A 26,290-nucleotide genomic window follows, 5' to 3' on the forward strand; every position below is an offset into this window, starting at 1 on the left:
AACCAACGCATGCTGATAGTCAAAAACATTCACCAGTACTACGGCGGCTCGCACATCCTGCGCGACCTGAGCTTCGAGGCCACGCTCGGCAAGGTCACCGTGCTGCTGGGCCGCAACGGCGTGGGCAAGACCACGCTGCTCAAGTCGCTGATGGGGCTGGTGCCGATCAAGAGCGGCAGCATCGCGCTCGAAGGCCGGCCGATCCACAAGGCCACGCCCTACGAACGGGCCCGCGCCGGCATCGGCTTCGTGCCGCAGGGCCGCGAGATCTTCGCGCGGCTCACGGTCGAGGAGAACCTGCGCATGGGCCTGGCCTACAAGCGCGGCAGCACGCCGATTCCGCCGGAACTGTTCGAACTGTTCCCCGTGCTCAAGCAGATGATCCACCGCAGGGGCGGTGACCTTTCGGGCGGGCAGCAGCAGCAACTGGCGATTGCGCGCGCGCTGGCGCCCCGGCCCAAGCTGCTGATCCTCGACGAGCCGACCGAAGGCATCCAGCCCAGCATCATCAAGGACATCGGCCGCGTGATCCGCATGCTGGCCGACCGCGGCGACATGGCCATCGTGCTCTGCGAGCAGTACTACGACTTCGCGCAGGAACTGGCCGACGACTACCTGGTGATGGAACGCGGCGAAGTCATTGCGCGCGGTCTCGGCAAGGACATGGAAGCGCAAGGCGTGCGCCAGCTCGTGGCAATCTGAAGGCGCAGCCGGCGAGATTTAAGGGTTTACCCTAAAATCGACCGTTGCCCGTCGCCGCCGGGCGACCCAGGAGCCCGGCCTTGAATGCCTCCCCCACCGCGCCAGACGGCGCCGACACCCCCGACATTTCCGTTCCTTCCGCTGCATCGCCCGCGGGCTTCGTGCGCGCCGTGCTCGCGCTCGGCGTCGGCGGCTTCGCCATCGGCACCGGCGAGTTCGTGATCATGGGCCTGTTGCCCGAGGTTGCAGGCGACATCGGGGTCAGCATTCCGCAGGCCGGGCATGTCATCAGCGCATATGCGCTCGGCGTCGTGGTCGGCGCGCCGGTGCTCGCGGTGCTGGCGGCCGGATGGGGCCGACGGGCGCTGCTGATCGCGCTGATGGCGGTGTTCGCCCTCGGCAACTTCGCGACCGCGATCGCGCCGGGCTATCTGTCGCTCAACCTGCTGCGCTTCGCGACCGGTCTGCCGCACGGCACCTACTTCGGCGTGGCCGCGCTCGTGGCCGCCACGCTCGCGCCGCCAGGGCGGCGGGCGCGTGCGGTGGGCCTCGTGATGCTGGGCCTCACGGGCGCGACGCTGGTCGGCGTGCCGATCGCGGCGTGGCTCGGCCAGCTGTTCGGCTGGCGCGCCGCCTTCGTGTTCGTCGGCGCGATCGCGCTGGTGGCGGTGGTGCTGCTGCGCCGTGACATCCCCGACCTTGCACCGAGCGCCGGCGCCAGCCCCTGGCGCGAGCTCGGCGCGCTCAAGCGCAAGCAGGTGTGGCTCACGCTCGGCATCGGCGCCATCGGCTTCGGCGGCATGTTTGCAGTGTTCAGCTACATCAAGCCCACGCTGACCGAGGTGGCGGGCCTGCCGCTCGGCGGCGTGCCTTTCGTGCTGGCGCTGTTCGGCCTGGGCATGGTCACGGGCAACCTCGTGGGCGCACGCCTGGCCGACAAGTCGCTCATGCGCACCATCGGCGGGCTGCTCGCGTGGTCGGCACTGGTGCTCGCCACGTTCTCGTTCGCGGCGCACCATGTGGTGACCGCCGCGATCAACGTGTTCCTGATCGGCACCGTGGTCGCCATCGGCCCGGCGCTGCAGATTCGCCTGATGGACGTGGCCGGCGACGCGCAGACGCTCGCGGCCGCGCTCAACCATTCGGCCTTCAACATGGCCAATGCGCTCGGCGCCTGGCTTGGCGGCGTCGCCATTTCGGCCGGCCTGGGCTGGACCTCGACCGGCTGGGTCGGCGCGCTGCTCGCGCTCGCGGGGCTGGGCGTGTTCGGCTGGGCGCTGGCCAGCGCGCGGGCAGACATGCGAGCGCGCGCCGTCGCCTGCGAAGGCTGACCGAGGCCAGCCGGTGCGCCGGCGCCTCAATCGCGCACGGCGCTGCGGAAGCCTGCCGCGAGGGCGTCGAGCGCCTCGCGCGGCCGCCCCTCCTTGATTCGGGTGTGCAGCAGCACCGGCAACCGCGGCAGCGGCGGCAGTCCGAGTCGGGGACCGACATCGACCGCGTCGTCCGGCAGCATGCGCGGCGCGAGCGCCGCGATGCCGAGGCCGCCCACCACGGCCGCGGCCACCGCCGCGACGCCGCCGCCGACGAAGATCTCGGTCCAGGGCTCGCCGGCCGCGTCGAGCAGTTGCGCCGCCAGCGCACGCACACCACAGGGCTCGGCCATGGTGGCGATCGGCAGCGGCTCGCCCGGGCGGTGCTTCCAGTCCGGTGCTGCGAACCAGCCGAAACGCTCCTCGGCCAGTTGCTCGCCGTCGCTGCGGCCCGCATGCAGGCGCACGATCACCGTGTCGAGCTCGCGCCGGTCGAAGGCCTGGAGCAGGTCGCCCGACGAAGCGATGCGGATCTCGATGAGCAGCTGCGCATCGTGTGCGTTCATGCGCGCGATCAGCGCCGGCAGTTCCGGGCCCGCCACATGGTCGCTGATGCCGATCGTGAGCCGCTGCCGCGCGCCCGCGAACTCGGCCAGTGCACGGTCGTGCAGCGCCATGAGTTCGCGTGCGCGCTCGAGAAAGACCGCGCCCCGCGCCGAAAGCCGCACATAGCGCGGCGTGCGCTCCACGAGCCGCCAGCCCAGCCGATCCTCGAGCCGGCGCAGCTTCAAGCTCACGGCGGCCTGGGTCGTTCCCATCATGTCGGCGGCGCGCGTGAAGCTGCCGAGTTCGGCGATGCGCACGAATGCCTGCACGGCATCGAGATCGAGCGGGCGTTCCATCATTTCGAAGCATTGTTGCTGATATCAGCGCCAGCGGCTTCCCGCGGCGGGGCCTGCGTCCTAAGGTTGTTCCTCCGAAACGACGAAGGAACCCCATGCCACTGATCCACATCGCGATGCGCGCCGGCAAGCCCGAGAGCTACCGCCAAGCGATCTTCGACAGCCTCTACATGGCCCTGCGCGACACGCTCGACGTGCCCGACGACGACCAGTTCATGACGATTTCGGAGCACGAGGCTGCCAACTTCCGGCGAGGCAATGCCTACGGCTTCGAGCGCAGCGACGACCTGGTCTACATCCGCATCACCGTCTTCGCGACCCGCACCGCGCAGCAGAAGAAGGCGCTCTACCAGCGCATCGCGCAGTTGCTCGGCGAGCGCCCCGGCATCCGGCCCGAGGATGTGTTCGTGAGCGTGGCGGATGCCCCGGCCGAGAACTGGTCGGTGGGCGGCGGGCTGGCGCAGTTCGCCTGACGTGGGCCCCTGAGAGAGTGGTCGGATTGGGCCGACGCCTGCGCGGTTTCGAGCCAATGACTAAGATGCCCGGCTTGCGTTCTCGTCATCATCCGCGTCTCACCTTTCAGCGAACGAGGCTTCCGCCATGACCCTTCCGATCACCCGCCTCGGCCGCACCGGCCTGACCGTTTCGCGCCTCGCCCTCGGCACGATGACCTTCGGCCTGCAGACCGACGAAGCAGTGTCGCACCGCATCCTCGACAAGGCGGCCGAAGGCGGCATCAACTTTCTCGACACCGCGGACGTCTACCCGCTCGGCGGCACCGTCGAGACCACCGGGCGCACCGAGGAGATCATCGGCAACTGGCTCGAAAAGCAGGGGCCTGGAGGTCGCCGCCGCTTCGTGGTCGCCACCAAGGCCGTCAACAAGGTCGGCCCCAATCCCTGGGACCAGGGCGCCTCGCGCAAGCACCTGCTCGATGCCATCGACCTCTCGCTGAAGCGGCTCAAGACGGACCACGTCGACCTGTACCAGCTGCACATGGACGACCGCGAGACGCCGCTCGAAGAGAGCCTCGAGGCGCTCGACCTGATCGTCAAGTCGGGCCGCGCGCGCTACATCGGCGTGTCGAATTTCCTGGCCTACCGGCTGGCCCGTGCCCTCGGCAAGTCCGACCTGCACCGGTTCACGCGCTTCGTGTCGGTGCAGCCGCGCTACAGCCTGCTGTTCCGCGAGATCGAGCGCGAGTTGCTGCCGCTCGCGGGCGAAGAGGGGCTGGGCGTGATTCCCTACAACCCGCTGGCCGGCGGCCTGCTCACCGGCAAGTACAAGCCCGGCGCCAAGCCGGAAGAGAACACCCGCTTCACGCTCGGCACGGCCGGCGGCATGTACCAGGACCGCTACTGGAACGAGCGCAGCTTCGACACCGTGACGCAGCTGCACAAGCTCGCCGACGAAGCCGGCGTGCCGCTCGCCACGCTCGCCGTGGCCTGGGTCATGGCCAACCCGCTCGTCACCGCACCGCTGCTCGGTGCGAGCCGGCCCGAGCAGCTCGACGCCACGCTCGCTGCGGCCGACTACAAGCTCGACCCCGCGCTGAAGCAAAAGCTCGACGAACTGACCGCCGACTACCGCAAGGGCGACGCGCCGCGGTAGGCCCCGACCCCGTGCACCGAAGAAGAAGCGATCACTGCATCGACGCGCTCGCGCGGCGGCCATGGCACAGCTGATGTCGCTGTTGGTGCAGAACGCGATCGCGGTCGTGTTCGTCGCCAGCCTGGCCGCGCGGCTCGGCCTGCCGGTGCCCGCGGCCGCGGTGCTGGTGGTGTCGGGCGCGCTGCTGGCAGCCGGCGACGTGCCGGTCGCGGGCGTGGTGCTGGCGGCGGTGCTGGCCAACCTGCTCGGCGACGGTGCATGGTTCTATGCCGGCCGCCGCTTCGGCTACCGCTTCATGCGCCTCTTGTGCCGCATCTCGCTCTCGCCCGATTCGTGCGTGCGGCGCGGCGAATCGCTGATCACGCGCTGGGGCGGCCTCTCGCTCGTGGCCGCCAAGTTCGTGCCCGGCGTCTCGGTGGTGGCACCGCCGATGGCGGGCGCGCTCGGCATGTCGGTGGCGCGCTTCATCGGCTACGACACCGGTGCCGCGCTGATCTGGACCGGCGTGTTCCTCGGCCTGGGCTGGTTCTTCCGCGACCAGATCCAGGAGGTGCTGGCCCTGCTCGCGCAGGCCGGCGGCATTGCCACGCTGGCGCTCGTGGGGGCGCTGGCCGTGGTGCTGGTGCTGCGCTACTGGCGCCGGCGCGCCGTGCTTCTCCTCACCCGCATGCCGCGCATCAGCGTGGACGAGCTGCACCGGCTGCTCGCGGGCGATGCGCCGCCGCTGGTGGTCGACGTGCGCGGCGACGCAGGCCTGAAGGTCGATCCGCGCCGCATCCCTGGCGCGCTGTCGTACACGCTCAAGGCGCTGCAGCAGCGCCAGCTCGACCTGCCGCTCGATGGCCAGCGCGACGTGGTGGTGTACTGCAACTGCCCCAACGAGGTGTCCGCGGCGCTGGCCGCACGCGTGCTGCTGGCGCGCGGTGCGCGGCGCGCATGGCCGCTCACGGGCGGGCTCGACGCGTGGGTGGCCTCGGGGCATCCGACGAGCCTGCATGGAGGGCGCGGTGAATGAACCTCCGCACCAAGATCGTCGCGCTGGCCGTCGCACCGCTGGTGGTGGCGCTGGTGCTCGTCGCGCTGGCGGTGCGGCACCAGGAGCGCGACCTCGCACGGCGCGAGCGCGCGCTGATCGAGAAGAGCTACATGGACCAGCGGCGCAGCGAACTGCGCAGCTACGTCGACCTGGCCGTGAGCACCGTGCGGCCGCTCTACGATGCGGGACTCGATGACGAAGCGACCCGCGACGAGGCGCTGCGCCGCCTGGCCGCGCTGGACTACGGCGATGACGGCTATTTCTTCGTCTACGACATGCAGGGCCGTTCGCTCATGCATTCGCGCCAACCCGAACTCGTGGGCCAGAACCTCTGGGACCTGCGCGACGCCCGCGGGCGCTTCACCCTCCGCGACCTGATCGCCGGCGCGCGCGCGGGCGGCGGCTATGTCGAATACGAATGGCGCAAGCCTTCGAGCGAGCAGATGACGGCCAAGCTCGGCTACGTCACAGCGCTGCCGCGCTGGAACTGGATGCTCGGCACCGGGCTGTACCTCGACGACATCGATGCGACCATGCGGGCGCTCGACCGCCAGGTGAGCGCCAACGTGACGGCCACGTTGCTCTGGATCGCCGGCATTGCGGCGCTCGGCCTCGGCGTGGTGAGCGCCGCCGGGCTGCTGCTCAACCTCAGCGAGCACCGCGTGGCCGAGGCCAAGCTGCGGCTGCTTGCGCGGCGCGTGGTGCAGTCGCAGGAAGAAGAGCGCGGGCATCTGGCGCGCGAACTGCACGACGGCACGAGCCAGACGCTGGTGTCGGCCAAGCTGCTGATCGAATCGGCGGTCGATGCGCTCGACCGCGACCACCGGCCGGCCCCGCCTGCGCTCGGCAAGGCCCTGCAGCGGCTCAACGATTCGCTGCGCGAGGTGCGCCGCATCTCGCACCGGCTGCGCCCCGCGCTGCTCGACACACTGGGCCTGCCGGCCGCGCTCGAACGCCTGGGCGACGAGTTTGCGGAGGAGGGCGCGGTCGACGCCTCGATCATGATCGAGGGCGAGGCCTTCGCGCTCTCGCCAGAGGCCAAGACCGCGCTGTTCCGCGTGACGCAGGAGGCGCTGACCAACGTGCGCAAGCATGCACAGGCAAAGCGCGTGCACATCGCGCTGGGCTTCTCCGAGCACGGCGTGCGGCTCGCGATCGGCGACGACGGCATCGGCTTCGACGTGGCGGCCATGCAGCTCGATCCGAGGCGCGGCATCGGCCTGCGCAACATGCGCGAGCGCATGGAATCGATCGGCGGCACGCTGCAAATCGATTCGGCCCGCGGCCAGACATCCATCGTGGCCGAGGTGCCGGCCGCGAGCGCAAAGGCGGAGAGCCCATGACGAACAACAAAGACGCCGCCCCGATCCGCCTGTTCCTGGTCGACGACCATCCATTGGTGCGCGACGGCCTGCGCGCGCGGCTCGGTGCCATCCCGAGCCTCACGATCATCGGCGAGGCGGGCAGCGCCGCCGAGGCGCTGGCGCAGCTCGCGTCGCTCGCGCCTCACCTGGTGCTGATGGACGTCGGCATGAAGGACATGAACGGCATCGAGCTCGCCGAGCGGGTGCTCGCGCAGTGCGAACCGGCACCACACATCGTGATGCTGAGCATGTACGACAACCCCGAGTACGTGCAGAAGGCGCTGCAGGCGGGCGCGCGCGGCTACGTGCTGAAGGACGCGCCGGCGGCCGAGATCGTCGCCGCCATCGAGGCCGTGTCGGCCGGTGGCACCTTCTTGAGCCCGGCGGTGTCGAAGAAGCTGTTCCGCAACCAGGCGCCGCGCCCGCTGCTCACTCCGCGCGAGAGCGAGATCCTCGCGGCGCTGGGTCGCGGCGAATCGAGCAAGCAGATCGCGCGCGACCTGGGCCTGAGCGTGCGCACGGTGGAGGCGCATCGGCAGAGCATCAAGCGGCGCCTCGGCATCGAAGGGCAGGCCGAGCTCATCAAGTACGCGGTCGAGCATGCGCGCGGGTTCGAGCGTGGAGAATGATGCGGATGACCCACGACCTTCCTTCCAGCCCCGCCGCCGAGCGCAACAAACAGCCGATCCTCGATGTGCTCGTGCGCATCCTCGGCAGCGAGGGCACCGCGCTCGAGATCGCGTCCGGCACCGGCCAGCATGCCGCATGGTTCGCGGCCGCCTTGCCCGGCTGGACGTGGCAGCCGACCGAGGCCGATGCGCGCATGCTGCCAGCGCTCGCGCGGCGGGTCGATGCGGCCGGGCTCGCGAACCTGCGTGCGCCGCTGCGGCTCGACGTCACCGCGCCGCACTGGCCGCTGGAAGAACGCTTCGATGCAATCTACTGCGCGAACATGCTGCACATCGCGCCGTGGAGCGCATGCGAAGGGCTGATGCAGGGCACTGCACGGCACCTGCGACCGGGCGGCGTTCTGGTCACCTATGGGCCTTACCTCGAAGACGACGTCCCGACCGCGCCGGGCAACCTCGCGTTCGACGAAGACCTGCGTGCGCGCAATGCGGCCTGGGGCCTGCGGCGGCTCGGCGACGTGGCCGCCGAGGCGCAGCGCGCCGGCCTCGTGCTGCGCGAGCGCCACGCCATGCCGGCGAACAACCTGCTGCTCGTCTTCGGCGGGGACAACTAGCCACGAGCGCCTAGTACAGTCGGGCCCACGTCCACGAGCCCTGCACGACCATGCCCTTCTGGATACCTCGCCTCCTGGCCACCGCCTGCTGCCTGCTCGCGCTCGGTTGCGCGAGCCCGCCGCGGCCGCCGTCGTCCGCTGCGTACCCGGCCTCGCCGCTTTCCGCCGAGCAATCGAACGGTGTCGCGATCCATGCGCTGGGCCTGGTCGGCACCCCCTACCGCTACGGCGGCAACACACCCGAAGGCGGCTTCGATTGCAGCGGGCTGATCGGCTATGTCTACCGCCACAGCGCGGGCCAGGCGATGCCACGCACCGTGGCGCGGCTCGCGGGCTTCGGCCGCCCGGTGGCTGCGTCCGACATGCGCTCGGGCGATCTGGTGCTGTTCGGCGCCGCCACGCCGTCGCACGCTGGGATCTACGTGGGCAATGGCCAGTTCGTGCATGCGCCCTCGACGGGCGGCGAAGTGCGGCTCGACCGGATGGACGGCGTCTACTGGTCGCGCCAGCCGGTGCAGGTGCGCCGGCTCTGAGCCGCAGGGTGTGTCAGACCCGTGTGGCATGCTGCACGGTGCCACCGAAACCTCGCGGAGAACTGCCATGAAGAAATACCTCGTCCTTGCGATTTTGGGCCTTGCCGGCATCCTTCCGGCGTTTGCGCAGCGCGGCCCGGCCTACGAGAACGACCGCCGCTACTGCGCGAGCGGCCGTTCGGGTGTGGACTTCAACACCTGCATGTGGCGCGCGCAGCGCGAGCGCGAGGGGCGCCGCCAGGACCGGCGCGAGCAGCACGCCTATGACAGGGAGCAGCGCGCCTACGAGCGGGAGCAGCGGCGCGAATACGAGCGCCGCGATCGTCGGGGCCCTCCGCCCCCGCCGGCCTACCGCCAGTGGGACGAAGGCCCGCGGGGCCAGGCGCCGCGGCTCAGCGACATGCAGCAGCGCGCGCTCGACAACTGCAACCTGCTGGCGCCGCGCGACCAGCCGCGGTGCCGTGCGACGGTGATGTCGACGGTGCGCTGAGGCCCGCCGAGACTAAGTGTTTTCCACTACGTAAAGCCACGCAGGCGGACCACGCGGTCCGACGGATGCGCGGCAGCGTCGCTGCGGCAAGACTCCCGGGTTCGATTCCCGAGGAGACATCCGCATGCACAGCATCCGCCGCCACCTGGTGTGGCTCGCCGTGGCGTTGGTCGGCGCGTTCGCGCTGGGCACCGTCGCCCTGACGCGTGGCGAAAGCGTCAACGCCCTCTGGGTGGTGACCGCCGCGATCTGCACCTACCTGATCGCCTACCGCTACTACAGCCTGTTCATCGCCGACAAGGTGCTGGGCCTCGACGCCACGCGCAAGACGCCGGCGCACCGCCACAACGACGGGCTCGACTACGTGCCCACCGACAAGAACGTGCTGTTCGGCCACCACTTCGCGGCCATCGCGGGCGCCGGTCCGCTGGTGGGCCCGGTGCTCGCCGCGCAGATGGGCTACCTGCCGGGGCTTCTGTGGGTGCTCGCGGGCGTGGTGTTCGCGGGCGCGGTGCAGGACTTCATCGTGCTCTTCATCTCGACGCGCCGCGACGGGCGCTCGCTCGGCGACCTCGTCAAGCAGGAGATGGGCGTGGTGCCGGGGATGATCGCGCTGTTCGGCACCTTCATGATCATGATCATCATCCTCGCGGTGCTGGCGCTGATCGTGGTGAAGGCGCTGGCCGAATCGCCGTGGGGCGCCTTCACGGTGGCGGCCACCGTGCCGGTGGCGCTCTTCATGGGCGTGTACCTGCGCTACATCCGCCCGGGGCGCATCGGCGAGGTGTCGCTGATCGGCTTCGTGCTGCTGATGCTCGCGATCTTCGGCGGCCAGGCCGTGAGCCAGGACCCGGCCTGGGCAGCGCGCTTCACCTTCGACGGCAAGGCGCTCACCTGGATGCTCGTGGGCTACGGCTTCGTGGCCGCGAGCCTGCCGGTGTGGCTGCTGCTCGCGCCGCGCGACTACCTGTCGACCTTCCTGAAGATCGGCACCATCATCGCGCTGGCGCTGGGCATCGTGTTCGTGATGCCGACGCTGCAGATGCCGCCGCTCACGCAGTTCGCCGACGGCGGCGGGCCGGTGTGGTCGGGCAGCCTGTTCCCGTTCCTGTTCATCACCATCGCCTGCGGCGCGGTGTCGGGCTTCCATGCGCTGATCTCCTCGGGCACCACGCCCAAGATGCTCGACAACGAGCGGCATGCGCGCTTCATCGGCTATGGCGGCATGCTGGCCGAATCGTTCGTCGCGGTGATGGCGTTGGTGGCGGCCTCGTGCATCGAGCCCGGCATCTACTTTGCGATGAACAGCCCCGTGGCGCTCGTGGGCAGCACCGTCGAGCAGGCGGCGCAGACGATCTCGAGCTGGGGCTTCGTCGTCACGCCCGAGATGCTGGTGCAGACCGCGAAGGACGTGGGCGAGACCACGATCCTCGGCCGCGCGGGCGGCGCGCCGACACTGGCCGTGGGCATGGCGCACATCCTGCACCAGGTGATCGGCGGCCAGGCCATGATGGCCTTCTGGTACCACTTCGCGATCCTGTTCGAGGCGCTCTTCATCCTCACCGCGGTGGACGCCGGAACCCGCGCGGGCCGCTTCATGCTGCAGGACCTGCTCGGCAGCTTCGTGCCCGCGCTCAAGCGCACCGACTCGCTGCCGGCCAACCTGTTCGCCACCGCGCTGTGCGTGGCGGCCTGGGGCTACTTTCTCTACCAGGGCGTGGTCGATCCGCTCGGCGGCATCAACACGCTGTGGCCGCTGTTCGGCATCTCGAACCAGATGCTGGCCGCGGTGGCGCTGCTGCTCGGCGTGGTGGTGCTGTTCCGCATGAAGCGCGAGCGCTATGCGTGGGTGGCGATCGCGCCGGCCGTGTGGCTGCTGGCCTGCACGCTCACGGCGGGGTGGCAGAAGATCTTCTCGCCCGACCCGAAGATCGGCTTCCTCTCGCATGCCGCGAAGTACACGGAAGGTCTGGCCAACGGCGTGCTGGTCGCGCCCGCGAAGACGCCCGAGGCCATGGCGCGCATCGTCTTCAACGACCGGCTCGACGCCGCGCTCTGCGCGCTCTTCATGTTCGTGGTGCTCAGCGTGCTGGTCTACAGCATCAAGGCCTGCCTCGCGGCGCGCGCGGCCCACCGGCCGACCGCGCAGGAAACGCCGTTCGAGCCCTTCGCCGCACCTGCGGCGCGCTGAGGGGCAATGCCATGGGGCTGGCCTTGCCGGAAGCGGGACGCTATTTCGCGCGCTCGCTCAAGCAGTCGCTGCGGCTCATGGTCGGCCTGCCCGACTACGACGCCTACCTGAGCCACATGGCGGCCACCCATCCGGACCGGCCGCCGATGAGCTACGAGGAGTTCTTTCGCGAACGGCTCGAGGCGCGGTACGGCGCGGGCAAGGGGCGCTGCTGCTAGCGCCCCCTCGGCTGCTAGCGCCCCGCGAGCAGCACCTCGGTCACCTCGTCCGAGAACCACTTGAGCCGCCCGTCCATGATCACGCCGTCCGAGCCGCCGGGATCGGGCTGCGCAGCGGGCAGGCCATGCGCGACCATCGCCTCGGCGCAGCCGGCCCAGTCGCCGTCGTCGGTCGGCCGGTTGATCGAGGCCCATGACAGCGAGCCGCTCGCGTCGTCGCCGAAGCCGTGCCGCTCGGTCCAGCTGGCGCCATGCGCGAGCAGGAAGCGCGTGAGCGCCGCATCGCCGCGGAACACCGCCTGGTTGAGCGCCGAGCCCTCCCAGTCGCCGCCCGGGGTGGCGATCGGCCAGCCGAGTTCGACCATGCACTGAACCGCCGCGCCGCAGCCGGGCTGGGCGGCCAGTTCGGGCAGCAGGCGCAGCTGCGCGGGCGAGAGGCTGGCGGGCCACTGCGGATGCTGCGCCTGCAGGCGCCGTGCCGTCGCCGCATCGCCGCGCGCGCAGGCCGCGACGAACTGCTCGTCGGGCGGCAGCGGCGCATCGCCGCCCGCGCGTTCCGCGAGCAGCCGCGCCACGTCGGTGAGGCCGAAGCGCAGCGCGAGCGTGCGCGCATCGACGCCCTCGGGCGTGCGCGCCGAGGGGTCGGCGCCGGCGTCGAGCAGCGCCTCTATGTGCGCGGCCGAGCGCCGCCGCCGCAGCGCCCACAGCAGGGGGCGTCCCCAGTCGCTGGTCGGTGCGCCCGGCGCCGCTTCGTTCGGGTCGGCGCCATGGGCGAGCAGCAGTTGCAGCGATTCGAGACGGTCGAGGTCGAGCACGCGATAGAGCGCGTTGGTGCCGGCCACGCGCGCGCCCGCCGCGAGCAGCAGGCGCGTGCATGCGGGTTCCTCGAGCGAGTGGTAGAGCGATTCGCCGTCGTTCGGATCGGCGCCGGCCTCGAGCAGCAGCCGCGTGATTTCCGCGTCGCGGTTCAGCCCGGCCGCGCCGTACAGCGCCGACAGCCGGATGCCTTCGGCCGGTGCCGCGAGCGAGGCGGGCGGCCAGCGGCTGCCGATGGACTGGTTCGGATCGGCGCCGGCGTCGAGCAGCAGCTTGGCGCAGGTGCGCAGGCCGTCCCGGAAGCGCGGCAACTGCAAGAGGCTGGAGAACGCCACCGCATGGAGCGGCGGCAGCGCAAGCGGGCCGCCGGCCCGCCGGACCCAGCCGGAGTCGCGCGCGATCGTCTCGCGCAGCAGTTCGGCATTGCCGACGGTGCAGGCGAGCCACGGATCGCTGCTGCGCACCAGGTCAGGGCTTTCGTCGACGAGCCGTGCGGCCACGGCCGGCCGGGCCAGGTTGTTGCCGCCCGCGATCTCGCCCGCATAGGCCGTGCGCAGCCACAGCAGCACCGCGCGGGCGGGGTCGTTCGCCACTGCGGCGCGGGCCTGCACGAAGCCCTGCAGGTCCGCCCACGACGCGAAGCCGTACTCGCGCGCCAGGCACGACTGTGCGTCGTGCAGGCGCAGGCCGAGTGCGGAAATGGCTGCGTCGTCTCTTCGGGCGGCGACGGGCAATGCGCCGCGGAAGCGGGAGAAGGCGGCGGGGTCGCCCTGGCGCAAGGCGGCAAGCAGTTGCTTGGCTTGCTTCTTGAGATGGCCGATGTCGGGCCGTGCGGGAATGCGTTTCACATGAACCTCCGTGCATGAAGCGCCGACGACCCGCAATCCGGCTGCACAAAGGCGCTGACTGGTCAGCAAGCAGATGAAGCAAGTGGGTTCCACCCTTCCCGCGGGTCCGGGCGCGGCTTGCAACCGCGGACGCGATGTTAGCGCAATGGGCTCAGGCGGAGGCTGAGGCCGGCTGCGCGAAATCCAGTTTCCCGCGGCGCGCGCCTGCTGCCACGATGCAAGCCATTGCAACAACACAACAATGGAGCTCATCGATGGCATCCCGAATCTCCGGCATCGCAAGCCGCTCGCTGCGCTGGCGCATACCTCTTCTTTTTTCCGCCGCGCTGTGCGCCGTGGCAACGTCCGCGGCGCAGCCGGCGGGGCGCGATGTCGTCGTGCTGCATGCCGAGCAGCGCTTCCAACTCGCGCTCGAGGCGCAGGCGGCGCGCGACTACACGGCCATGCTCCGCGAACTGCGCCAGGCGGCAGGCGAAGGCCACGCCGAGGCGCAGGAGATGCTCGGCATGGTGCTGCTCACCGGCGCCACGCTGTATGGCCCGGGCATCCGCGCGAACCGCTGCGAAGCGCGCAGCTGGATGCTGCGCGCCGCATCGCAGGGCAGCGAAACCGCGAAGGTGCAGCTCGTCTTCCTCAATCGGCTGCGTCAGTCGCCGGCCGGCCGGAACGCCTGCGAATGAATCGAGGCGCCGGGCGCGGATTGCCGCGCTTTCCGGCAGGTGTACGGGGATGTGTCCGGCAGCAAAGCGGGCGGCGAGCGGGCTAGACTCTCCGCGTGAGAACCGTTCGCCACGAGGCATTCCCATCATGAAACCCTGGACGATTTCCCTCGCACTCGCGTTCGCCTTCGCGGGCGCGGCCCACGGCGCTGAAGGCTGCGAAGCGCTGCGCGCGCAGATCGAATCGAAGATCGCCGCGGCCGGCGTGGCGCGCTTCTCGGTCGTCACCCTCGATTCCGATGCGCAGGCCCCCGGCCAGGTGGTCGGCAGCTGCGAACTCGGCAGCAAGAAGATCGTCTACCAGCGCGAAAGTGCATCGGTAGCGGCTGCGTCGACACCAGCGGCTGCGCCATCGCCGTCGAACGACGAAGCGATCCTGACGGAGTGCAAGGACGGCACGGTGTCGGTCGGTGGCGATTGCCGCAAGTAGGCGGCGCCCCCCCCTGCATCTCTGGAGCAAACCCCCCTTGTTGTCACGCCAAAAAGCCTTCCGCATCGCACTCTCGGCCTCGGCCGCTACCCTGGGCGCCATCGCGGCCTACTGGACGCTGCTTGCCACGCGGCAGGGGCACATCCTCTTTCACGCCCGCAAGCTCCCGGTGGTCCATTTGTCGGACGCGTTCTCGACCTATTCACACACCGTGCCCGGGGGCATGGTCCGCGGCTACGTCTATCACCCGCAGGGCGAGGCTGCGCTGAAGGACCTGTTCATCTATTTCGCGGGCCGCGGCGAAGACGTGCGCGCGACCGCGCAGGCGCTGCACTGGCTGCCCGAAGGCTTCGGTTTTGCGGCGGTCAACTACCGCGGCGTGGCTGATTCCCAAGGCCATCCGTCGGAGATCGCATCGGTCGCCGACGCGGTGCAGTTCGCCCGGCACCTGCACAAGGCCTTCCCGGGCGTGCGGCTGCATGTGGTGGGGCGCAGCCTCGGCACCGGCGTGGCGATCCAGCTCGTCGCGCACCAGGACCAGTTCGCGAGCCTGCAGCTGGTCACGCCGTACGACTCGATCCTCGAGGTGGCCAAGCGGCGCTTTCCGCTGGTGCCGCTGTCGCTGCTGCTGCGCAACCGCTTCAACTCGCTCTCGCACTGCAAGGAGGTGGCGGCCAAGACACAGGTCCTGCTGGCGGAACGCGACGACGTCGTGCTGCCCGAGCGCTCGCAGAAACTGATCGCGGCCTGGCCCACGCCGGTCTGCGTGCAGACGGTGCCGGGTTCCGACCACCACAGCATCATGCGGCTCGAAGCGACCTGGCTGCACCTCATCGACTTTGCGTTGACCGCGATCATCCCCGAGCCCAAGGCGGCATAGCCAGCCGCAGGCGCTTCGGGGGGGGCGTCTTCAAGTGCTCCAGATGCGCGGCGAGCTGGCGGGCAGGCGCCAGAGTTCGGCGCGCCATGCCTGCCACACCTGCCGCAGCAGCTGCATGGCGGGCTCGACCACCGGCGCGAGCACGCGCAGCACCACGACTTCGGCATGCGGGCTTGTCGCGCCCGCGCTCTCCTGCAGGCCGCCGGCGTCGATGGCGGCGCGTGCGAGCGCCAGCAGCGCCTCGCGCCGCGCGCGGTCGGCCGGCTTGCCCGCGACGAAGAACAGCGACGCGATGCAGCGGTGGCCGCCGAAGCCCAGCGGGCTTTGCAGCAGCCGCTGGTCGGCCGCGTCGATTCGGCCACGCTCGAGCCACACGCCGGGCACTTCGATGTGCTGCAGGTAGCTGCCGCGTTCGAACGGCTGGCCGGCGTTGGGCAGGCCGAGGGCGGTCACGTCCCAGCCGATCATCTCGGCACCGGGCGCGGCCTCGATGACGAGCCGGTTCTCGGCCTGGCAGCCGCTGTAGCAGATCGCCTCGAGCGGCAGCCATTCGAGCCGCGCACCCGGTGCGAGCCGGATGCGCGTGCGCTGCAATGCGAGCTCGCCCTCGGAGCGGTAGAAGCGCGAGGCGCCGGGCGTGGTCACGAGGCCGTGGCTCCCATCGGCCGCATCGATCTCGATGTCGAGCGTGTCGCCGCCGACCAGTCCGCCCGGCGGATGCACCAGCACGTTGTGGCAGACGGCATCGCCTTCGGGGTAGAGGCTCTGCAGGATCCGGAGCGGGCCGTCATGGCGAAAGCGCGCCACGCTGCGCGCGGCTTCCTGCCGGTAGTCGAGATGGAGATGGGCGTGCCAGGGCATCCAACGAGTCTATGCGGGCGCGCCTTCCTTGCCGCTATTTCCAGGCACCGTCGTGGGCGGCGCTTGCTTCGTCGACCAAGGCGGGTCCGATGCACTCGATCGGGTGCGGCGAAGCGCGGAACACGTCGCGGCACGAGAGCTCGGCGTCGCGCTGGTCCTGCCGCTCGCCGCGGAACGCGCGAAGCCGTTCGGCATCGATGCCGAACACCACGCGGCCGATGTTCGACCAGAAGATCGCGCCCGCGCACATGACGCAGGGCTCGCCCGACGCGTAGATCGTGGCGCCTGCCAGTTCCTCGCGCGTGAGGCCGCGCCCCGCGAGCGCGCGCAGCGCGTTGACCTCGGCGTGGGCGGTGCAGTCGCCGGTCTCGCTGTTGCTGTTGGCCGCCTCGGCGAGCACCTCGCCGTCGGCCGAGACGATCACCGAGCCGAACGGCCGGTTGCCGCGGCGGCGCGCCGCATGCGACCAGACGATCGCCTTGCGCAGGTAGCGCTCGTCGCGTTCGTCGAGCGTGGCTTCCTCGGGAAGCGCGGTGTGGGTGGTGGTGGTGGTGAGATTGCTGAAGTTCATGCCTTGGGAAGGTTGCGTTCGTTGCGCGATGGCAGCATCGACGTGTTGAAGATGGCGTCGGACGCGGGCTTGACCTTGAGGCCGAAGACGTCGACGACCTGGTCGACCTGCTGCTCGAGCGTGAGCTTGCGGATGTCGCCGAGGCCATGGCTGCGCGCGTCGGCCGCGCCCACGTACTGCGCCGTGACGCCCCAGCGCGTGAGTTCGATCTTCTCGTCGAGGATCGGTTCGCGCTGGCGCATGGCGGCGATGCTGGGCGCCGGATTGGCGAAGGTCTCGACGATGGCCCGGTTGGTCGCGCGCAGGAAGGCCGCGACCACCCCGGGATTCTGCGCGATCAGGTTGCTGCTCGCGAGGATCGCGTTGCCGTAGAGGTCGACGCCGGCGTCCGAATACTTGAGCACCGAGAGTTCGTCCGGCTTCATGCGCGCGAAGAGCGAGATCGCCGAGTCGTGGAAATAGGTGGCGGCATCGACATCGCCGCGCACCATCACGTTGTCGCGCGCCGAGAAGTCGGTGGTCTGCCACTGGAAGACATCGCTTCGCATGCCCTGCCTGCGCGCCACCATGGGCCATGCGCGGCGGGTGGCCTCGACGGCGGCCGCGGCCACCTTCTTGCCGGCCAGGCTCTTGAAGTCGCCGGTGATGCCGCGGTCCTTGCGGCCGATGATCACGAAGGGTGCACGGTTGTAGTACTGGTACACGGCCTGCACCATCGGGGTGCCCGGATTCTGTGCATTGAACTCCACCAGCGAGCTGATGTCGCCGAGGCCCATCTGGTACACGCCGCTCGCGATGCGCGTGATCGAGGCAACCGAGCCGGCGCCGGTGTCGATGGTCACGTCGAGGCCGTCGTCGCGGTAGTAGCCCCTGCTGTGCGCAAGGAAGAACGGCGCAGTCTGCCCGTTGATGCGGAAGTCGAGCGTGAACTTGATGGGCGTGAGCTTGTTGTTGCTGCCCTGCGCGAACACGCGAGGGGCGGCGACGCTGGCGGCGGTGGCTGCTGCGGCAAGAAAGAGTCGGCGTTGCATGGTGGGGCTCCGGGGTCGGTCGTCTTGTGATCCCTCCCGCGGTGGCAGGGAGGCCTCGCAAGAGCAATTTCCGGGCGGGCGCACGTGAATGGTGCGTGCGCTGCTGAACGCTTCTACTCTTGCAATGGCTATTGCACGACGCATGCCAGCGCGAGCCTTCCCGAGCGGGCACAATGCGGGCGCGCAACTTGCAAGGCTGGTCGCGCAGAGTAGAAGCGTTCAGCCTCGCGGCGGGAAATTGCTCTTTCAGGTTCGTCCGTACCCACGTGCAACAGAAGGAGTCCCGCATGCTCGTTTCCCGACAACCCGTCTTCCGCAAGTTCTGGCATGCCGTCATGCCGCTCACTGAACTTGCCACCGGCCCGAAGCCATTCAAGCTGCTGGGCGAGGACATCGTTCTCTTCATCGACGCCGAGGGCCAGCCCGCGGCACTGCGCGACCGCTGCTGCCACCGCACCGCCAAGCTCTCGAAGGGCTGGTGCGTCGACGGCGAAGGCAAGGCCTGCGGCCAGGGCGCGATCCAGTGCGGCTACCACGGCTGGACCTACGACCGCAGCGGCCAGGTGATCCGCATTCCGCAGTACGAGCCCGATCGCAAGATCTCGCCCGAGTACCGCACCACCGCCTACCGCTGCACCGCGCGCTACGGCTATGCCTGGGTGGCGCTGGAGGAGCCGGTCGCCGACATTCCGGCGATCCCGGAGTTCGGCGATCCGGGCTACCGCACGATCTTCCAGTTCTACGAGGAATGGCAGACCAGCCCGTTGCGTGCGCTCGAGAATTCGTTCGACAACTCGCACTTCAGCTTCGTGCACCGCGCCACCTTCGGCGTGGCCGCGAGCCCGAAGCCGAGCCGGTACGAACTGGTCGAGAACGAGGGCGGCTTCCATGCCGAGACGGTGATCGAGGCGGCCAATCCGGCCAGGTTCCATGCGATCAGCGGCGTGACCGACGCGATCACCACGCGCCACATGCGCAATGCCTACTTCATGCCGTTCTCGCGCCGCCTCGACATCGAGTACCCGAGCGGCGTGCGCCACATCATCATCAACTGCTTCACGCCGATCGACGACACGCGCATGCAGCTGTGCCAATGGCTGTTCCGCAACGACACCGAGGCCGACTGCCCGGCGCAGATGCTGATCGACTTCGACGAGGAGATCACGCGCGAGGACAAGGACATCCTCGAGTCGACCGACCCCGACGCCGTGGTCGACACGCGCCGCCGCGGCATCGAGTATTCGATGGACTCGGACCGGCCCGGCATGCTGATCCGCAAGCACCTGATGCAGCTGCTGGCGCGGTTTGGCGAGGCGGAGGTGTACCGGGGAATTGACCAGGCGGTGGTGGTGGCGAAGGCTGCCTGAAGCCCGTACCCGGGCAGCCCGCTTTTCTCAGGCGACTGCAGTGGCAGGGCGCCTGCTCCCCATGCGTGCCGAACCCGCCTGGTAGCGGTCCATCGCAAGCCCTTCGGTGCGGATCTCGGGGCGCTGGCCCGTCACGATGTCGGCAATGAGCTTGCCCGAGCCGCAGGCCATGGTCCAGCCGAGGGTGCCGTGGCCGGTGTTGAGGAACAGGTTGGCAAATCGCGTGGCGCCGACGATCGGCGTGCCGTCGGGCGTCATCGGGCGCAGGCCGGTCCAGAAGCTGGCGCGCGGCAGGTCGCCGCCGGGGAACAGGTCACTCACCACCTTCTCGAGCGTGGCGCGGCGCGCGGGATTGAGCCGCAGGTCGAAGCCGCCGAGCTCGGCCATGCCGCCCACGCGGATGCGGTTGTCGAAACGCGTGACGGCCACCTTGTAGGTCTCGTCGAGCACGGTCGATTGCGGCGCCAGCGCCTCGTCGACGAGCGGCACGGTCAGCGAGTAGCCCTTGACCGGGTACACAGGGATGTCGAGGCCGAGCGATGCGAGTGCGGGGCGCGAGTAGCTGCCGAAGGCCATCACGTACCGGTCGGCCGTGAGGATCTTGCCGGCCGTGGTGCGCACGCCCGTGATGCGGTCGCCCGCCATCTCGAGCGCGGCCACTTGCTGGCCGAAGCGGAAATCGACGCCCAGGCCGCGTGCGATCTCGGCCAGCCCGCGCGTGAAGAGATGGCAGTCGCCGGTCTCGTCGTTGGGCAGGCGCAGCCCGCCCGTGAGCCGGTCGCGCGCGCCGGCGAGCGCGGGCTCGACGCGCGCGAGCGCATCGCGTTCGAGCAGCTCGTAGGGCACGCCGCATTCCTCGAGCACCGCGATGTCGCGCTGCACCGCGTCGAGCTGCGCCTGCGTGCGAAAGAGCTGCAGCGTGCCGCCGGTGCGGTGCTCGTAGGCGAGGCCGGTCTCGGCGCGCAGCTGCTGCAGGCAGCCGCGGCTGTACTCGGCCACGCGCATCATGCGTTCCTTGTTGACTGCATAGCGTTCCGGCGAGCAGTTGCGCAGCATCGCCGCCATCCAGCGCAGCTGGAACAGCGTGCCGTCGGGGCGCACCGCCAGCGGCGCATGCTTCTGGAACATCCACTTGAGCGCCTTCAGCGGAATGCCCGGCGCCGCCCATGGCGTCGAGTAGCCCGGCGACACCTGGCCCGCATTGGCGAAGCTGGTTTCCTCGGCCGTGCCGGCCTGCCGGTCGAGCAGGGTCACTTCGGCACCCGAGCGTGCGAGGTAGTAGGCCGTCGTGGTGCCGATCACGCCGCCGCCGAGAACGATGACTTTCATGGGTATCTACCGGTATGAAGGTGAATAGCCAGAATTTATGCTTCAAAATGGAGTGGATTTCATCGAATTTTTGGTCTACCCAGTGAAAACAACTGCCGAAAGACGGGCAACGCCCCGCGCCAAGTGAAATGCCCGAACTCGACCGCATCGACCGCAAGATCCTCGACGTGCTGCAGCGCCAGGGCCGCATTTCCATGACCGAACTCGCCGAGCGCATCGGGCTGTCGGCTTCCCCCTGCACCGAGCGCGTGAAGCGAATGGAGCGCGAGGGCGTCATCAGCGGCTACCACGCCCATGTGTCGCCCGAGGCGCTCGGCAAGACGCTGCTGGTGTTCGTGGAGATCAAGCTCTCGGCCAAGTCGGGCGACGTGTTCGACAAGGTGCGCAAGGAACTGCTGCACATGCCCGAGGTGCTCGAATGCCATCTGGTGTCGGGCAGCTTCGACTACCTCGTGAAGGCGCGCCTCGGCGGCATGAGCGAATACCGGCACCTGCTCGGCGACATCCTCAAGAAGCTGCCGGTGGCAGCCGAGTCGCACAGCTACGTGGTGATGGAAGAGATCAAGGAAACGCTGGTGCTGGCAATGGACCGGTAAGCAGGGCTGGTGCCTCGGCGGCTACCATCGCCGGCCTGATCCAAGCACCCAAGGACCGCCCCATGAGCCTTTCGATCCGCCGCGACGGCACCACCGGCACGCGCCACATCCTCAAGATCCGCAACCACGAGATCGCCATCGATGCCTCGCCCGCGGGCGGCGGCAGCGACGCAGGCCCCGAGCCGCACGATCTCTACGATGCCTCGCTCGCGGCCTGCAAGGCGCTCACCGTGCTGATCTATGCGCGCCGCAAGGGCATTCCGGTCGAAGACATCGAGGTGGCGGTCGACCGCGACGATAGCGAGGAGCGCAAGGGCGTCTACCGCCTCGACACGAAGCTGCGCGTGAGCGGCGATCTCAGCGAGGCGCAGCGCGACGAACTGATGCGCGTGGCCGCCAAGTGCCCGGTGCACAAGCTCATGACCGAGGTGAAGACCGAGATCCAGACCGGCTGGGCCGACTGAACCTGCGCCGGCCCCGCGGACGGGCCGTCAGGCTTCGGCCGACGCGAGCTTGCGTGCCGCCGCCACGCGCTTGGCATGGCGGTCGCCCCAGTCGGCCAGCGGACCGAGCGCCGCATTCAGCGTGGCGCCGAGCTTGGTTTCCGAATACTCGACGCGCGGCGGCACCTCGCGGAACACCTCGCGCGCGACGATGCCGTCGGTCTCGAGCTCGCGCAGCTGCTGGATCAGCATCTTCTCGCTGATGCCCGGCAGCATCCGCCTGAGCTCGCCGAAGCGGCGCGGCTGCAGGTGCAGCTCCCAGAGGATCAGCGCCTTCCATTTGCCGCCGATGACCTCGAATGCGGGCCCGATGCCGCAGACGTAAGGCTTCTTCGATGCCATGTCGTTCGTTCCAATACTGCTGTTTTGGTAAGTACCTCACTTTATTGTAGGTACTTGACCGAGTGAAAGCCACATCAGACGATACACGCCTCTTCACATCGCATTGAGCAAAACGTCATGAAGCAAAAGCAGATCACCGTCCTGGGCCTCGGATCGATGGGCCAGACCCTTGCCAGCCTGTACATCGCGCAGGGCTACGAGGTCACCGTATGGAACCGCAGCGCCGCCAAGGCCGAAGCGCTCGTGGCGCGCGGTGCCACGCTGGCGCGCAGTGCGGCCGAAGCCGTGCGCGCAAGCCCGGTGGTGTTGATGTGCGTCTACGACTACCGCGCAGCCGATGCGGTCCTCGCCATGGACGGCGTGGCCGCCGCCATGGACGGGCGCCTGCTGGTGCAGCTCACCACCGGTAGCCCGCAGGACGCGAGGGACGCCGAGGCCTGGGCGCACAAGCAGGGCGCGCGCTACCTCGAGGGCGCGATCCAGGCCGCGCCAGAGCAGATGGGCCAGCCCGACACGCCGATCCTGATGTCGGGCGCCGAGCCCGTGTTCCGCGCGTCCGAGCCGATGCTCGGTGTGCTCGGCGGCGGCATCGTCTACCTCGGCGACAAGTCCAGCGCCGCCGCCGCGATGGACCTCGCCACGCTGTCGACCGTCTACGGCACGCTGATCGGCTTCGTGCACGGCGCGCGCGTGGCCGAGCACGAGGGGTTCGACGTGGCGGAGTACGGCCGCATCGTGGCCGGGATCATGTCGACCTTCGCGGGCTTCCTGCAGCACGAGGCCAAGGTCATCCAGTCGGGCGACTTCGCGATCTCGCAAAGCCCGATGCGTATTTCGGTCGAGGCCACGCAGCGCATCCTCGACACCGCGCAGCAGGCCGGCATCAACACCGAGTTCCCTGCCTTCGCGGCGGGGCTGTTGAGGCGCGCCGATGGTGCGGGGCTCGGCGGCGAGGAGTTCGCGGCGCTGATCAAGCTGCTTCGGCGCTGAAAAGGCCGCCATCGGTCGGGACAAGTGTGAAGAACTACACTACCCGCCCGCTCCACAAGACACTTTTCAACAAATGAAGTGGGTCATCCTCGCCATCTTCGCGCTCAGTGCGCTCTACGTTCACTTTCGCGGCCAGGTCCGGCACCGCTTCTTCAGGCAGCTGTCGGACCATTCCACTTTTCTCGCACCGCTGAACGTGTTCATGTACATGTTCTCGAAGGTGCCGGGCACGCCGTATCTCTCGCCCGCGCAGTTCCCCGAGATGCGCGTGCTCGAGGAGAACTGGGAGGTCATCCGCGAAGAGGCACTCGCCATGCGCAACGGCGGCAGCATCAAGGCGTCGAACCAGTTCAACGACGTGGGCTTCAACTCCTTCTTCAAGAGCGGCTGGAAGCGTTTCTATCTGAAGTGGTACGACGATGCGCATCCGTCCGCGGCCGAGCTGTGCCCGCGCACCACCGAGCTGCTCAAGGGCATCGGCACCATCAAGGCCGCGATGTTCGCCGAGCTGCCGCCCGGCAGCCGCCTGGTGCGCCACCGCGACCCGTTCGCCGGTTCGCTGCGCTACCACCTGGGTCTGTGGACGCCCGGCGCCGAGGGCTGCTACATCGACGTGGACGGCCAGCGCTACCACTGGCGCGACGGCGAGGCGGTGGTGTTCGACGAAACCTACATCCACTATGCCGAGAACACCACCGAGCATGACCGCGTGATCCTGTTCTGCGACATCGAGCGTCCGCTGAAATACCGCTGGGCCAGCGCGGTGAACCGCTGGTTCGCGAAGAACCTGCTGGCCGCTGCGGCATCGCCCAACGACGCCGGTGACAAGACCGGCGGCCTCAACCGCGCGTTCAAGTACATCTACCAGGTCCGCGTACTCGGCAAGCGGCTCAAGGCCTGGGACAAGCGGGCGTACTACCTCGTGAAGTGGACGATCTTTGGCGGCCTCGCGCTCTGGATTTTCTGGTAGGTGACTGCCCCTGTCCTCGACCTCATCGCCCCGACCGACCTGGCCAGCGCCCAGGCGCTGATTGCGCGCATCCAGTCGCTGCTGCGGGCGCGGAACATCGCCATGCGTGTGCCGCCGCCTGCGCCCACCACCTGCTGCGGCCGCGGCTGCAATGGCTGCGTGTGGGAAGGCTGGCTGGGCGCCGTCGCTTACTGGCGCGACGAGGCCTCGCTGCTGCTGCTGCTGCAGCAGGACGAATGACCGCGCCGCCGGCGCTCAGGTGCCGGCGATGCGCGAACTCTCGCGCACGATCAGCTGGCACGGCACGATGTGCAGCGCGGGCGGCGCATCGGGTTGCTTGTCGGCCTTCAGCTGCAGCACCACCTGCGCGGCCTTGAGCCCGATGGCATAGGGCTCGGGGCGCACCGTCGTGAGCGACGGATGCAGCCGCGCGGCGATCGGCGCATCGCCGAAGCCGGCGATCGCGAAGTCCTGAGGAAAGCGGATGCCGTGTTCCGGTGCTTTCAGGATGGCGCCCACGGCCATGTTGTCGCTGGCGAAGATCACGGCCTGGGGCCGCTCTGCCGCGCTCTGGTGTGCCAGCCGCTCCAGGATTTGGGCGCCAGCGTCGAACTCGTCCGTGAGGGTAGAGACTTCGATGTCGGGCACCAGCCCCGCGGCCTTCATGGCTTCGGCATAGCCGAGCGCGCGCTGCTGCGCGCGAAAGTCCTCGGGCGCGCCGCGCAATGCGAAGCGAATGCGCCGCGCACCTTGCGCCAGGAAGTGCCGGGCCAGCTCGATGCCGATGTCCGCATGCGGAAAGCCGACCTGGTGAAAGGGCCGTCCGGGCACCACGCCCCAGGTCTCGACGATGGGGCAGCGGCAGGCCTGCAGTAGCGCATCGGACTCCGGCGTGTGGTCGTCGCGCGTGAGGATCAGCGCGCTCGGGTGCCACCCGACGAAGGCGCGGATGGCCCTCTCCTCCAGCACCTCGGAGTACTCGGTGTTGGCCAGCAGCAGTTGCAGGCCCGACGCCTCGAAGCCGTCGGCCATGCCCTTCACGAGCGACGCGAAGGTCAGGCTGCCGGTGTTCTGCATCACGGCACCGACCACCCGGCTTTCGGCCGACGCGAGACGCCCGGCCATCTGGTTCGGCACGTAGCCGGTCTCGAGAATGATCTGGCGCAGCTGCTCGCGGACGCGGGGCGACACCTTCTCGGGCGCATTGAAGTAGCGCGACACGGTGATCGACGACACGCCCGCGAGCGCGGCCACGTCGTGGATGGTGTGGGTGCCGAGCTTGCGCCGGGGCGTGCGTGCGCGTGCCGGCGCCGACCCTTCGGCCGCACCTTCCGGCCCGCCGGGTGGCGGCTCGTGGTTTTCCCTTGATCCAGTTCGAACGGGTTGACGCATGGCTGGCGCGAAATATACAGTCGCAGCAATGTTACCGGTGACATTTCCTGTTTTTCCACCGGCTCACCCGCCGATCCTCTCCATGCCCCGACCCGTTCTCCTCGTCATCATTCCGCTCCCACCCGAGCTGCTGCAGCCGCTCGAAGGCGCCTGCGAGATCGTGCGCTGGAGCGCGCTGCCCGCGCCGCTCGATTTCCTGCGCCAGCGCGGCGCCGAGGTGCGGGTCGTCATCACGAACGGGCTGATCGGCCTGCCCGCGGGCAGCGCCGAACACCTCACGAAACTGGAACTCATCGCCTGCAACGGCGTGGGCTACGACGCGATCGACGTCGAGGGGGCACGCCAGCGCGGCATCGCCGTCACCCACACGCCCGGCGTGTTGTCGGCCGACGTGGCGGACCTCGCGCTGGCGCTGCTGCTCGCGGTGTTCCGCCAGGTGCCTGCGGCCGACCGGCATGTGCGCGACGGCGCATGGGCGCGAGGCCCGCTGCCGCTGGGACGGCGGCTCGCAGGCAGCCGCATCGGAATCGTCGGGCTGGGCAACATCGGGCGCCTGATCGCGCGCCGCTGCGTCGCCTTCGACACCACGGTCGGCTATGCCGGCCGGCGCCAGCAGGCCGACGTGCCCTACGCGTACTTCGACTCGCCCAGGGCGCTCGCCGCGTGGAGCGACGTGCTGATCGCCGCCACGCCCGGCGGCGCGGCCACACGCCACCTGGTCTCGGCCGAGGTGCTCGATGCGCTCGGGCCCCAGGGCGTGTTCATCAACATCGCGCGTGGCTCGGTGGTCGACCAGGAGGCACTGGTCGAACGCCTGGTGTCGGGCGGCATCGCCGCGGCGGGCCTCGATGTCTTCGCCGACGAACCGAACGTTCCGGCGCCGCTGCTGGCCATGCCGCAGGTGGTGCTGACGCCGCACATCGCCAGTGCCACCCACGAAACCCGTCGTGCCATGGGCGAACTCGTCGTGGCCAACGTCGAGGCGTGGGCCGGGGGCAGGTCGCTGCCGACCCCGGTGCCCTGAGACCGCGCGCACCCATCCATC

General features: G+C 69.4%; 30 protein-coding genes. 22 read left to right on the forward strand and 8 right to left on the reverse strand.

The window, feature by feature from the left end:
- Positions 1-9: 9 nt before the first annotated feature.
- Entirely contained in the window at positions 10-702 is a 693-nt protein-coding gene (gene urtE, locus AC3A6J_RS08640) for an urea ABC transporter ATP-binding subunit UrtE (RefSeq protein WP_487859517.1), read from the forward strand.
- Positions 703-782: 80 nt separating this feature from the next.
- Positions 783-2,033, forward strand: coding sequence for an MFS transporter (locus AC3A6J_RS08645; RefSeq protein WP_487859518.1), 1,251 nt, complete (start codon positions 783-785; stop codon positions 2,031-2,033).
- 26 nt (positions 2,034-2,059) lie between these two features.
- Here the strand turns inward: AC3A6J_RS08645 and AC3A6J_RS08650 are convergent, their stop codons facing one another.
- Positions 2,060-2,917, reverse strand: a complete 858-nt coding sequence (locus tag AC3A6J_RS08650) for a LysR family transcriptional regulator (RefSeq protein WP_487859519.1) — start codon at positions 2,915-2,917, stop codon at positions 2,060-2,062.
- 92 nt (positions 2,918-3,009) lie between these two features.
- Here AC3A6J_RS08650 and AC3A6J_RS08655 point away from each other — a divergent pair, with 92 nt between their 5' ends.
- From AC3A6J_RS08655 to AC3A6J_RS08700, 10 genes are all read left to right on the forward strand, one after another.
- Positions 3,010-3,387: a tautomerase family protein gene (locus AC3A6J_RS08655; protein ID WP_487859520.1), complete on the forward strand. Its 378-nt coding sequence runs from the start codon at positions 3,010-3,012 to the stop codon at positions 3,385-3,387.
- Positions 3,388-3,514: 127 nt separating this feature from the next.
- Positions 3,515-4,525, forward strand: coding sequence for an aldo/keto reductase (locus AC3A6J_RS08660; RefSeq protein WP_487859521.1), 1,011 nt, complete (start codon positions 3,515-3,517; stop codon positions 4,523-4,525).
- Positions 4,526-4,586: 61 nt separating this feature from the next.
- The gene (locus AC3A6J_RS08665; RefSeq protein ID WP_487859522.1) at positions 4,587-5,540 is read left to right on the forward strand and encodes a VTT domain-containing protein; all 954 of its coding nucleotides are present in this window, start codon (positions 4,587-4,589) and stop codon (positions 5,538-5,540) included.
- Positions 5,537-6,904 (forward strand): cache domain-containing protein, encoded by a 1,368-nt coding sequence (locus AC3A6J_RS08670; RefSeq protein ID WP_487859523.1) that lies wholly within the window; start codon positions 5,537-5,539, stop codon positions 6,902-6,904. Before AC3A6J_RS08665 ends, AC3A6J_RS08670 begins: the two co-directional genes overlap by 4 nt.
- A complete protein-coding gene (locus AC3A6J_RS08675) occupies positions 6,901-7,554 on the forward strand; it encodes a response regulator (protein ID WP_487859524.1) in 654 nt (217 codons plus the stop codon). Before AC3A6J_RS08670 ends, AC3A6J_RS08675 begins: the two co-directional genes overlap by 4 nt.
- Positions 7,555-7,559: 5 nt before the next feature.
- On the forward strand, positions 7,560-8,168 hold the full coding sequence (locus tag AC3A6J_RS08680; RefSeq protein WP_487859525.1) for a DUF938 domain-containing protein: 609 nt from the start codon (positions 7,560-7,562) through the stop codon (positions 8,166-8,168).
- Positions 8,169-8,218: 50 nt separating this feature from the next.
- Complete coding sequence (locus tag AC3A6J_RS08685; protein WP_487859526.1) at positions 8,219-8,701, forward strand: C40 family peptidase; 483 nt, start codon at positions 8,219-8,221, stop codon at positions 8,699-8,701.
- A gap of 67 nt (positions 8,702-8,768) precedes the next feature.
- Entirely contained in the window at positions 8,769-9,191 is a 423-nt protein-coding gene (locus AC3A6J_RS08690) for a hypothetical protein (protein WP_487859527.1), read from the forward strand.
- Positions 9,192-9,315: 124 nt separating this feature from the next.
- The gene (locus AC3A6J_RS08695) at positions 9,316-11,382 is read left to right on the forward strand and encodes a carbon starvation CstA family protein (RefSeq protein ID WP_487859528.1); all 2,067 of its coding nucleotides are present in this window, start codon (positions 9,316-9,318) and stop codon (positions 11,380-11,382) included.
- Between the two features lie 11 nt (positions 11,383-11,393).
- Positions 11,394-11,600 carry a YbdD/YjiX family protein gene (locus AC3A6J_RS08700; protein WP_487859529.1) on the forward strand — a complete coding sequence of 69 codons (207 nt, stop codon included), beginning with the start codon at positions 11,394-11,396 and terminating at the stop codon, positions 11,598-11,600.
- Between the two features lie 14 nt (positions 11,601-11,614).
- Here AC3A6J_RS08700 and AC3A6J_RS08705 read toward each other — a convergent pair whose 3' ends face one another.
- On the reverse strand, positions 11,615-13,264 hold the full coding sequence (locus AC3A6J_RS08705; protein WP_487859530.1) for an ankyrin repeat domain-containing protein: 1,650 nt from the start codon (positions 13,262-13,264) through the stop codon (positions 11,615-11,617).
- A 254-nt stretch (positions 13,265-13,518) separates the two neighbouring features.
- Here AC3A6J_RS08705 and AC3A6J_RS08710 point away from each other — a divergent pair, with 254 nt between their 5' ends.
- The 3 genes from AC3A6J_RS08710 to AC3A6J_RS08720 all read left to right on the forward strand — a co-directional run bounded on the left by AC3A6J_RS08710 (position 13,519) and on the right by AC3A6J_RS08720 (position 15,293).
- On the forward strand, positions 13,519-13,944 hold the full coding sequence (locus AC3A6J_RS08710) for a sel1 repeat family protein (RefSeq protein WP_487859531.1): 426 nt from the start codon (positions 13,519-13,521) through the stop codon (positions 13,942-13,944).
- Between the two features lie 127 nt (positions 13,945-14,071).
- The gene (locus tag AC3A6J_RS08715) at positions 14,072-14,413 is read left to right on the forward strand and encodes a DUF1161 domain-containing protein (protein WP_487859532.1); all 342 of its coding nucleotides are present in this window, start codon (positions 14,072-14,074) and stop codon (positions 14,411-14,413) included.
- Positions 14,414-14,450: 37 nt separating this feature from the next.
- The gene (locus AC3A6J_RS08720; RefSeq protein WP_487859533.1) at positions 14,451-15,293 is read left to right on the forward strand and encodes an alpha/beta hydrolase; all 843 of its coding nucleotides are present in this window, start codon (positions 14,451-14,453) and stop codon (positions 15,291-15,293) included.
- A gap of 30 nt (positions 15,294-15,323) precedes the next feature.
- On the opposite strand, the gene AC3A6J_RS08725 is transcribed toward AC3A6J_RS08720, so the two are convergent.
- The 3 genes from AC3A6J_RS08725 to AC3A6J_RS08735 are packed head-to-tail and all read right to left on the reverse strand — an operon-like array spanning position 15,324 to position 17,756.
- Positions 15,324-16,154 carry an urease accessory protein UreD gene (locus tag AC3A6J_RS08725; RefSeq protein ID WP_487859534.1) on the reverse strand — a complete coding sequence of 277 codons (831 nt, stop codon included), beginning with the start codon at positions 16,152-16,154 and terminating at the stop codon, positions 15,324-15,326.
- Between the two features lie 34 nt (positions 16,155-16,188).
- The gene (locus AC3A6J_RS08730) at positions 16,189-16,725 is read right to left on the reverse strand and encodes a nucleoside deaminase (protein ID WP_487859535.1); all 537 of its coding nucleotides are present in this window, start codon (positions 16,723-16,725) and stop codon (positions 16,189-16,191) included.
- On the reverse strand, positions 16,722-17,756 hold the full coding sequence (locus AC3A6J_RS08735) for an ABC transporter substrate-binding protein (RefSeq protein ID WP_487859536.1): 1,035 nt from the start codon (positions 17,754-17,756) through the stop codon (positions 16,722-16,724). The genes AC3A6J_RS08730 and AC3A6J_RS08735 overlap by 4 nt, the downstream gene beginning before the upstream one ends.
- A gap of 287 nt (positions 17,757-18,043) precedes the next feature.
- Here AC3A6J_RS08735 and AC3A6J_RS08740 point away from each other — a divergent pair, with 287 nt between their 5' ends.
- The gene (locus AC3A6J_RS08740) at positions 18,044-19,123 is read left to right on the forward strand and encodes an aromatic ring-hydroxylating dioxygenase subunit alpha (protein WP_487859537.1); all 1,080 of its coding nucleotides are present in this window, start codon (positions 18,044-18,046) and stop codon (positions 19,121-19,123) included.
- A 27-nt stretch (positions 19,124-19,150) separates the two neighbouring features.
- Here AC3A6J_RS08740 and AC3A6J_RS08745 read toward each other — a convergent pair whose 3' ends face one another.
- Positions 19,151-20,452 carry a D-amino acid dehydrogenase gene (locus AC3A6J_RS08745; RefSeq protein ID WP_487859538.1) on the reverse strand — a complete coding sequence of 434 codons (1,302 nt, stop codon included), beginning with the start codon at positions 20,450-20,452 and terminating at the stop codon, positions 19,151-19,153.
- Between the two features lie 128 nt (positions 20,453-20,580).
- Here AC3A6J_RS08745 and AC3A6J_RS08750 point away from each other — a divergent pair, with 128 nt between their 5' ends.
- Both AC3A6J_RS08750 and AC3A6J_RS08755 read left to right on the forward strand, forming a co-directional pair.
- Positions 20,581-21,048 carry an Lrp/AsnC ligand binding domain-containing protein gene (locus AC3A6J_RS08750; protein WP_487859539.1) on the forward strand — a complete coding sequence of 156 codons (468 nt, stop codon included), beginning with the start codon at positions 20,581-20,583 and terminating at the stop codon, positions 21,046-21,048.
- Between the two features lie 62 nt (positions 21,049-21,110).
- Positions 21,111-21,512 carry an OsmC family protein gene (locus AC3A6J_RS08755; RefSeq protein ID WP_487859540.1) on the forward strand — a complete coding sequence of 134 codons (402 nt, stop codon included), beginning with the start codon at positions 21,111-21,113 and terminating at the stop codon, positions 21,510-21,512.
- 27 nt (positions 21,513-21,539) lie between these two features.
- On the opposite strand, the gene AC3A6J_RS08760 is transcribed toward AC3A6J_RS08755, so the two are convergent.
- A complete protein-coding gene (locus tag AC3A6J_RS08760; RefSeq protein WP_487859541.1) occupies positions 21,540-21,893 on the reverse strand; it encodes a winged helix-turn-helix transcriptional regulator in 354 nt (117 codons plus the stop codon).
- A 102-nt stretch (positions 21,894-21,995) separates the two neighbouring features.
- Between AC3A6J_RS08760 and AC3A6J_RS08765 the strand changes: the two genes are divergently transcribed.
- From AC3A6J_RS08765 to AC3A6J_RS08775, 3 genes are all read left to right on the forward strand, one after another.
- A complete protein-coding gene (locus AC3A6J_RS08765; protein ID WP_487860043.1) occupies positions 21,996-22,883 on the forward strand; it encodes an NAD(P)-dependent oxidoreductase in 888 nt (295 codons plus the stop codon).
- 73 nt (positions 22,884-22,956) lie between these two features.
- Positions 22,957-23,853 (forward strand): lipid A hydroxylase LpxO, encoded by an 897-nt coding sequence (gene lpxO / locus AC3A6J_RS08770; RefSeq protein ID WP_487859542.1) that lies wholly within the window; start codon positions 22,957-22,959, stop codon positions 23,851-23,853.
- Positions 23,854-24,093, forward strand: coding sequence for an oxidoreductase-like domain-containing protein (locus tag AC3A6J_RS08775; RefSeq protein WP_487859543.1), 240 nt, complete (start codon positions 23,854-23,856; stop codon positions 24,091-24,093).
- Between the two features lie 15 nt (positions 24,094-24,108).
- Here the strand turns inward: AC3A6J_RS08775 and AC3A6J_RS08780 are convergent, their stop codons facing one another.
- Positions 24,109-25,245: a LacI family DNA-binding transcriptional regulator gene (locus tag AC3A6J_RS08780; protein WP_487859544.1), complete on the reverse strand. Its 1,137-nt coding sequence runs from the start codon at positions 25,243-25,245 to the stop codon at positions 24,109-24,111.
- Between the two features lie 82 nt (positions 25,246-25,327).
- On the opposite strand from AC3A6J_RS08780, the gene AC3A6J_RS08785 reads away from it, so the two are divergent.
- Positions 25,328-26,269, forward strand: a complete 942-nt coding sequence (locus AC3A6J_RS08785; protein WP_487859545.1) for a 2-hydroxyacid dehydrogenase — start codon at positions 25,328-25,330, stop codon at positions 26,267-26,269.
- The last annotated feature ends 21 nt before the right edge of the window (positions 26,270-26,290 follow it).

This window comes from Variovorax sp. Soil_C_39 (assembly GCF_057656815.1).

Coding starts and splice junctions, on each gene's coding strand:
- urtE (WP_487859517.1), top strand. CDS start 10: ATGCTGATAGTCAAAAACATTCACCAGTACTACGGCGGCTCGCACATC.
- AC3A6J_RS08650 (WP_487859519.1), bottom strand. CDS start 2,917: ATGATGGAACGCCCGCTCGATCTCGATGCCGTGCAGGCATTCGTGCGC.
- AC3A6J_RS08655 (WP_487859520.1), top strand. CDS start 3,010: ATGCCACTGATCCACATCGCGATGCGCGCCGGCAAGCCCGAGAGCTAC.
- AC3A6J_RS08660 (WP_487859521.1), top strand. CDS start 3,515: ATGACCCTTCCGATCACCCGCCTCGGCCGCACCGGCCTGACCGTTTCG.
- AC3A6J_RS08665 (WP_487859522.1), top strand. CDS start 4,587: ATGGCACAGCTGATGTCGCTGTTGGTGCAGAACGCGATCGCGGTCGTG.
- AC3A6J_RS08670 (WP_487859523.1), top strand. CDS start 5,537: ATGAACCTCCGCACCAAGATCGTCGCGCTGGCCGTCGCACCGCTGGTG.
- AC3A6J_RS08675 (WP_487859524.1), top strand. CDS start 6,901: ATGACGAACAACAAAGACGCCGCCCCGATCCGCCTGTTCCTGGTCGAC.
- AC3A6J_RS08680 (WP_487859525.1), top strand. CDS start 7,560: ATGACCCACGACCTTCCTTCCAGCCCCGCCGCCGAGCGCAACAAACAG.
- AC3A6J_RS08685 (WP_487859526.1), top strand. CDS start 8,219: ATGCCCTTCTGGATACCTCGCCTCCTGGCCACCGCCTGCTGCCTGCTC.
- AC3A6J_RS08690 (WP_487859527.1), top strand. CDS start 8,769: ATGAAGAAATACCTCGTCCTTGCGATTTTGGGCCTTGCCGGCATCCTT.
- AC3A6J_RS08695 (WP_487859528.1), top strand. CDS start 9,316: ATGCACAGCATCCGCCGCCACCTGGTGTGGCTCGCCGTGGCGTTGGTC.
- AC3A6J_RS08700 (WP_487859529.1), top strand. CDS start 11,394: ATGGGGCTGGCCTTGCCGGAAGCGGGACGCTATTTCGCGCGCTCGCTC.
- AC3A6J_RS08710 (WP_487859531.1), top strand. CDS start 13,519: ATGGCATCCCGAATCTCCGGCATCGCAAGCCGCTCGCTGCGCTGGCGC.
- AC3A6J_RS08715 (WP_487859532.1), top strand. CDS start 14,072: ATGAAACCCTGGACGATTTCCCTCGCACTCGCGTTCGCCTTCGCGGGC.
- AC3A6J_RS08725 (WP_487859534.1), bottom strand. CDS start 16,154: ATGCCCTGGCACGCCCATCTCCATCTCGACTACCGGCAGGAAGCCGCG.
- AC3A6J_RS08730 (WP_487859535.1), bottom strand. CDS start 16,725: ATGAACTTCAGCAATCTCACCACCACCACCACCCACACCGCGCTTCCC.
- AC3A6J_RS08735 (WP_487859536.1), bottom strand. CDS start 17,756: ATGCAACGCCGACTCTTTCTTGCCGCAGCAGCCACCGCCGCCAGCGTC.
- AC3A6J_RS08740 (WP_487859537.1), top strand. CDS start 18,044: ATGCTCGTTTCCCGACAACCCGTCTTCCGCAAGTTCTGGCATGCCGTC.
- AC3A6J_RS08745 (WP_487859538.1), bottom strand. CDS start 20,452: ATGAAAGTCATCGTTCTCGGCGGCGGCGTGATCGGCACCACGACGGCC.
- AC3A6J_RS08750 (WP_487859539.1), top strand. CDS start 20,581: ATGCCCGAACTCGACCGCATCGACCGCAAGATCCTCGACGTGCTGCAG.
- AC3A6J_RS08755 (WP_487859540.1), top strand. CDS start 21,111: ATGAGCCTTTCGATCCGCCGCGACGGCACCACCGGCACGCGCCACATC.
- AC3A6J_RS08760 (WP_487859541.1), bottom strand. CDS start 21,893: ATGGCATCGAAGAAGCCTTACGTCTGCGGCATCGGGCCCGCATTCGAG.
- lpxO (WP_487859542.1), top strand. CDS start 22,957: ATGAAGTGGGTCATCCTCGCCATCTTCGCGCTCAGTGCGCTCTACGTT.
- AC3A6J_RS08780 (WP_487859544.1), bottom strand. CDS start 25,245: ATGCGTCAACCCGTTCGAACTGGATCAAGGGAAAACCACGAGCCGCCA.
- AC3A6J_RS08785 (WP_487859545.1), top strand. CDS start 25,328: ATGCCCCGACCCGTTCTCCTCGTCATCATTCCGCTCCCACCCGAGCTG.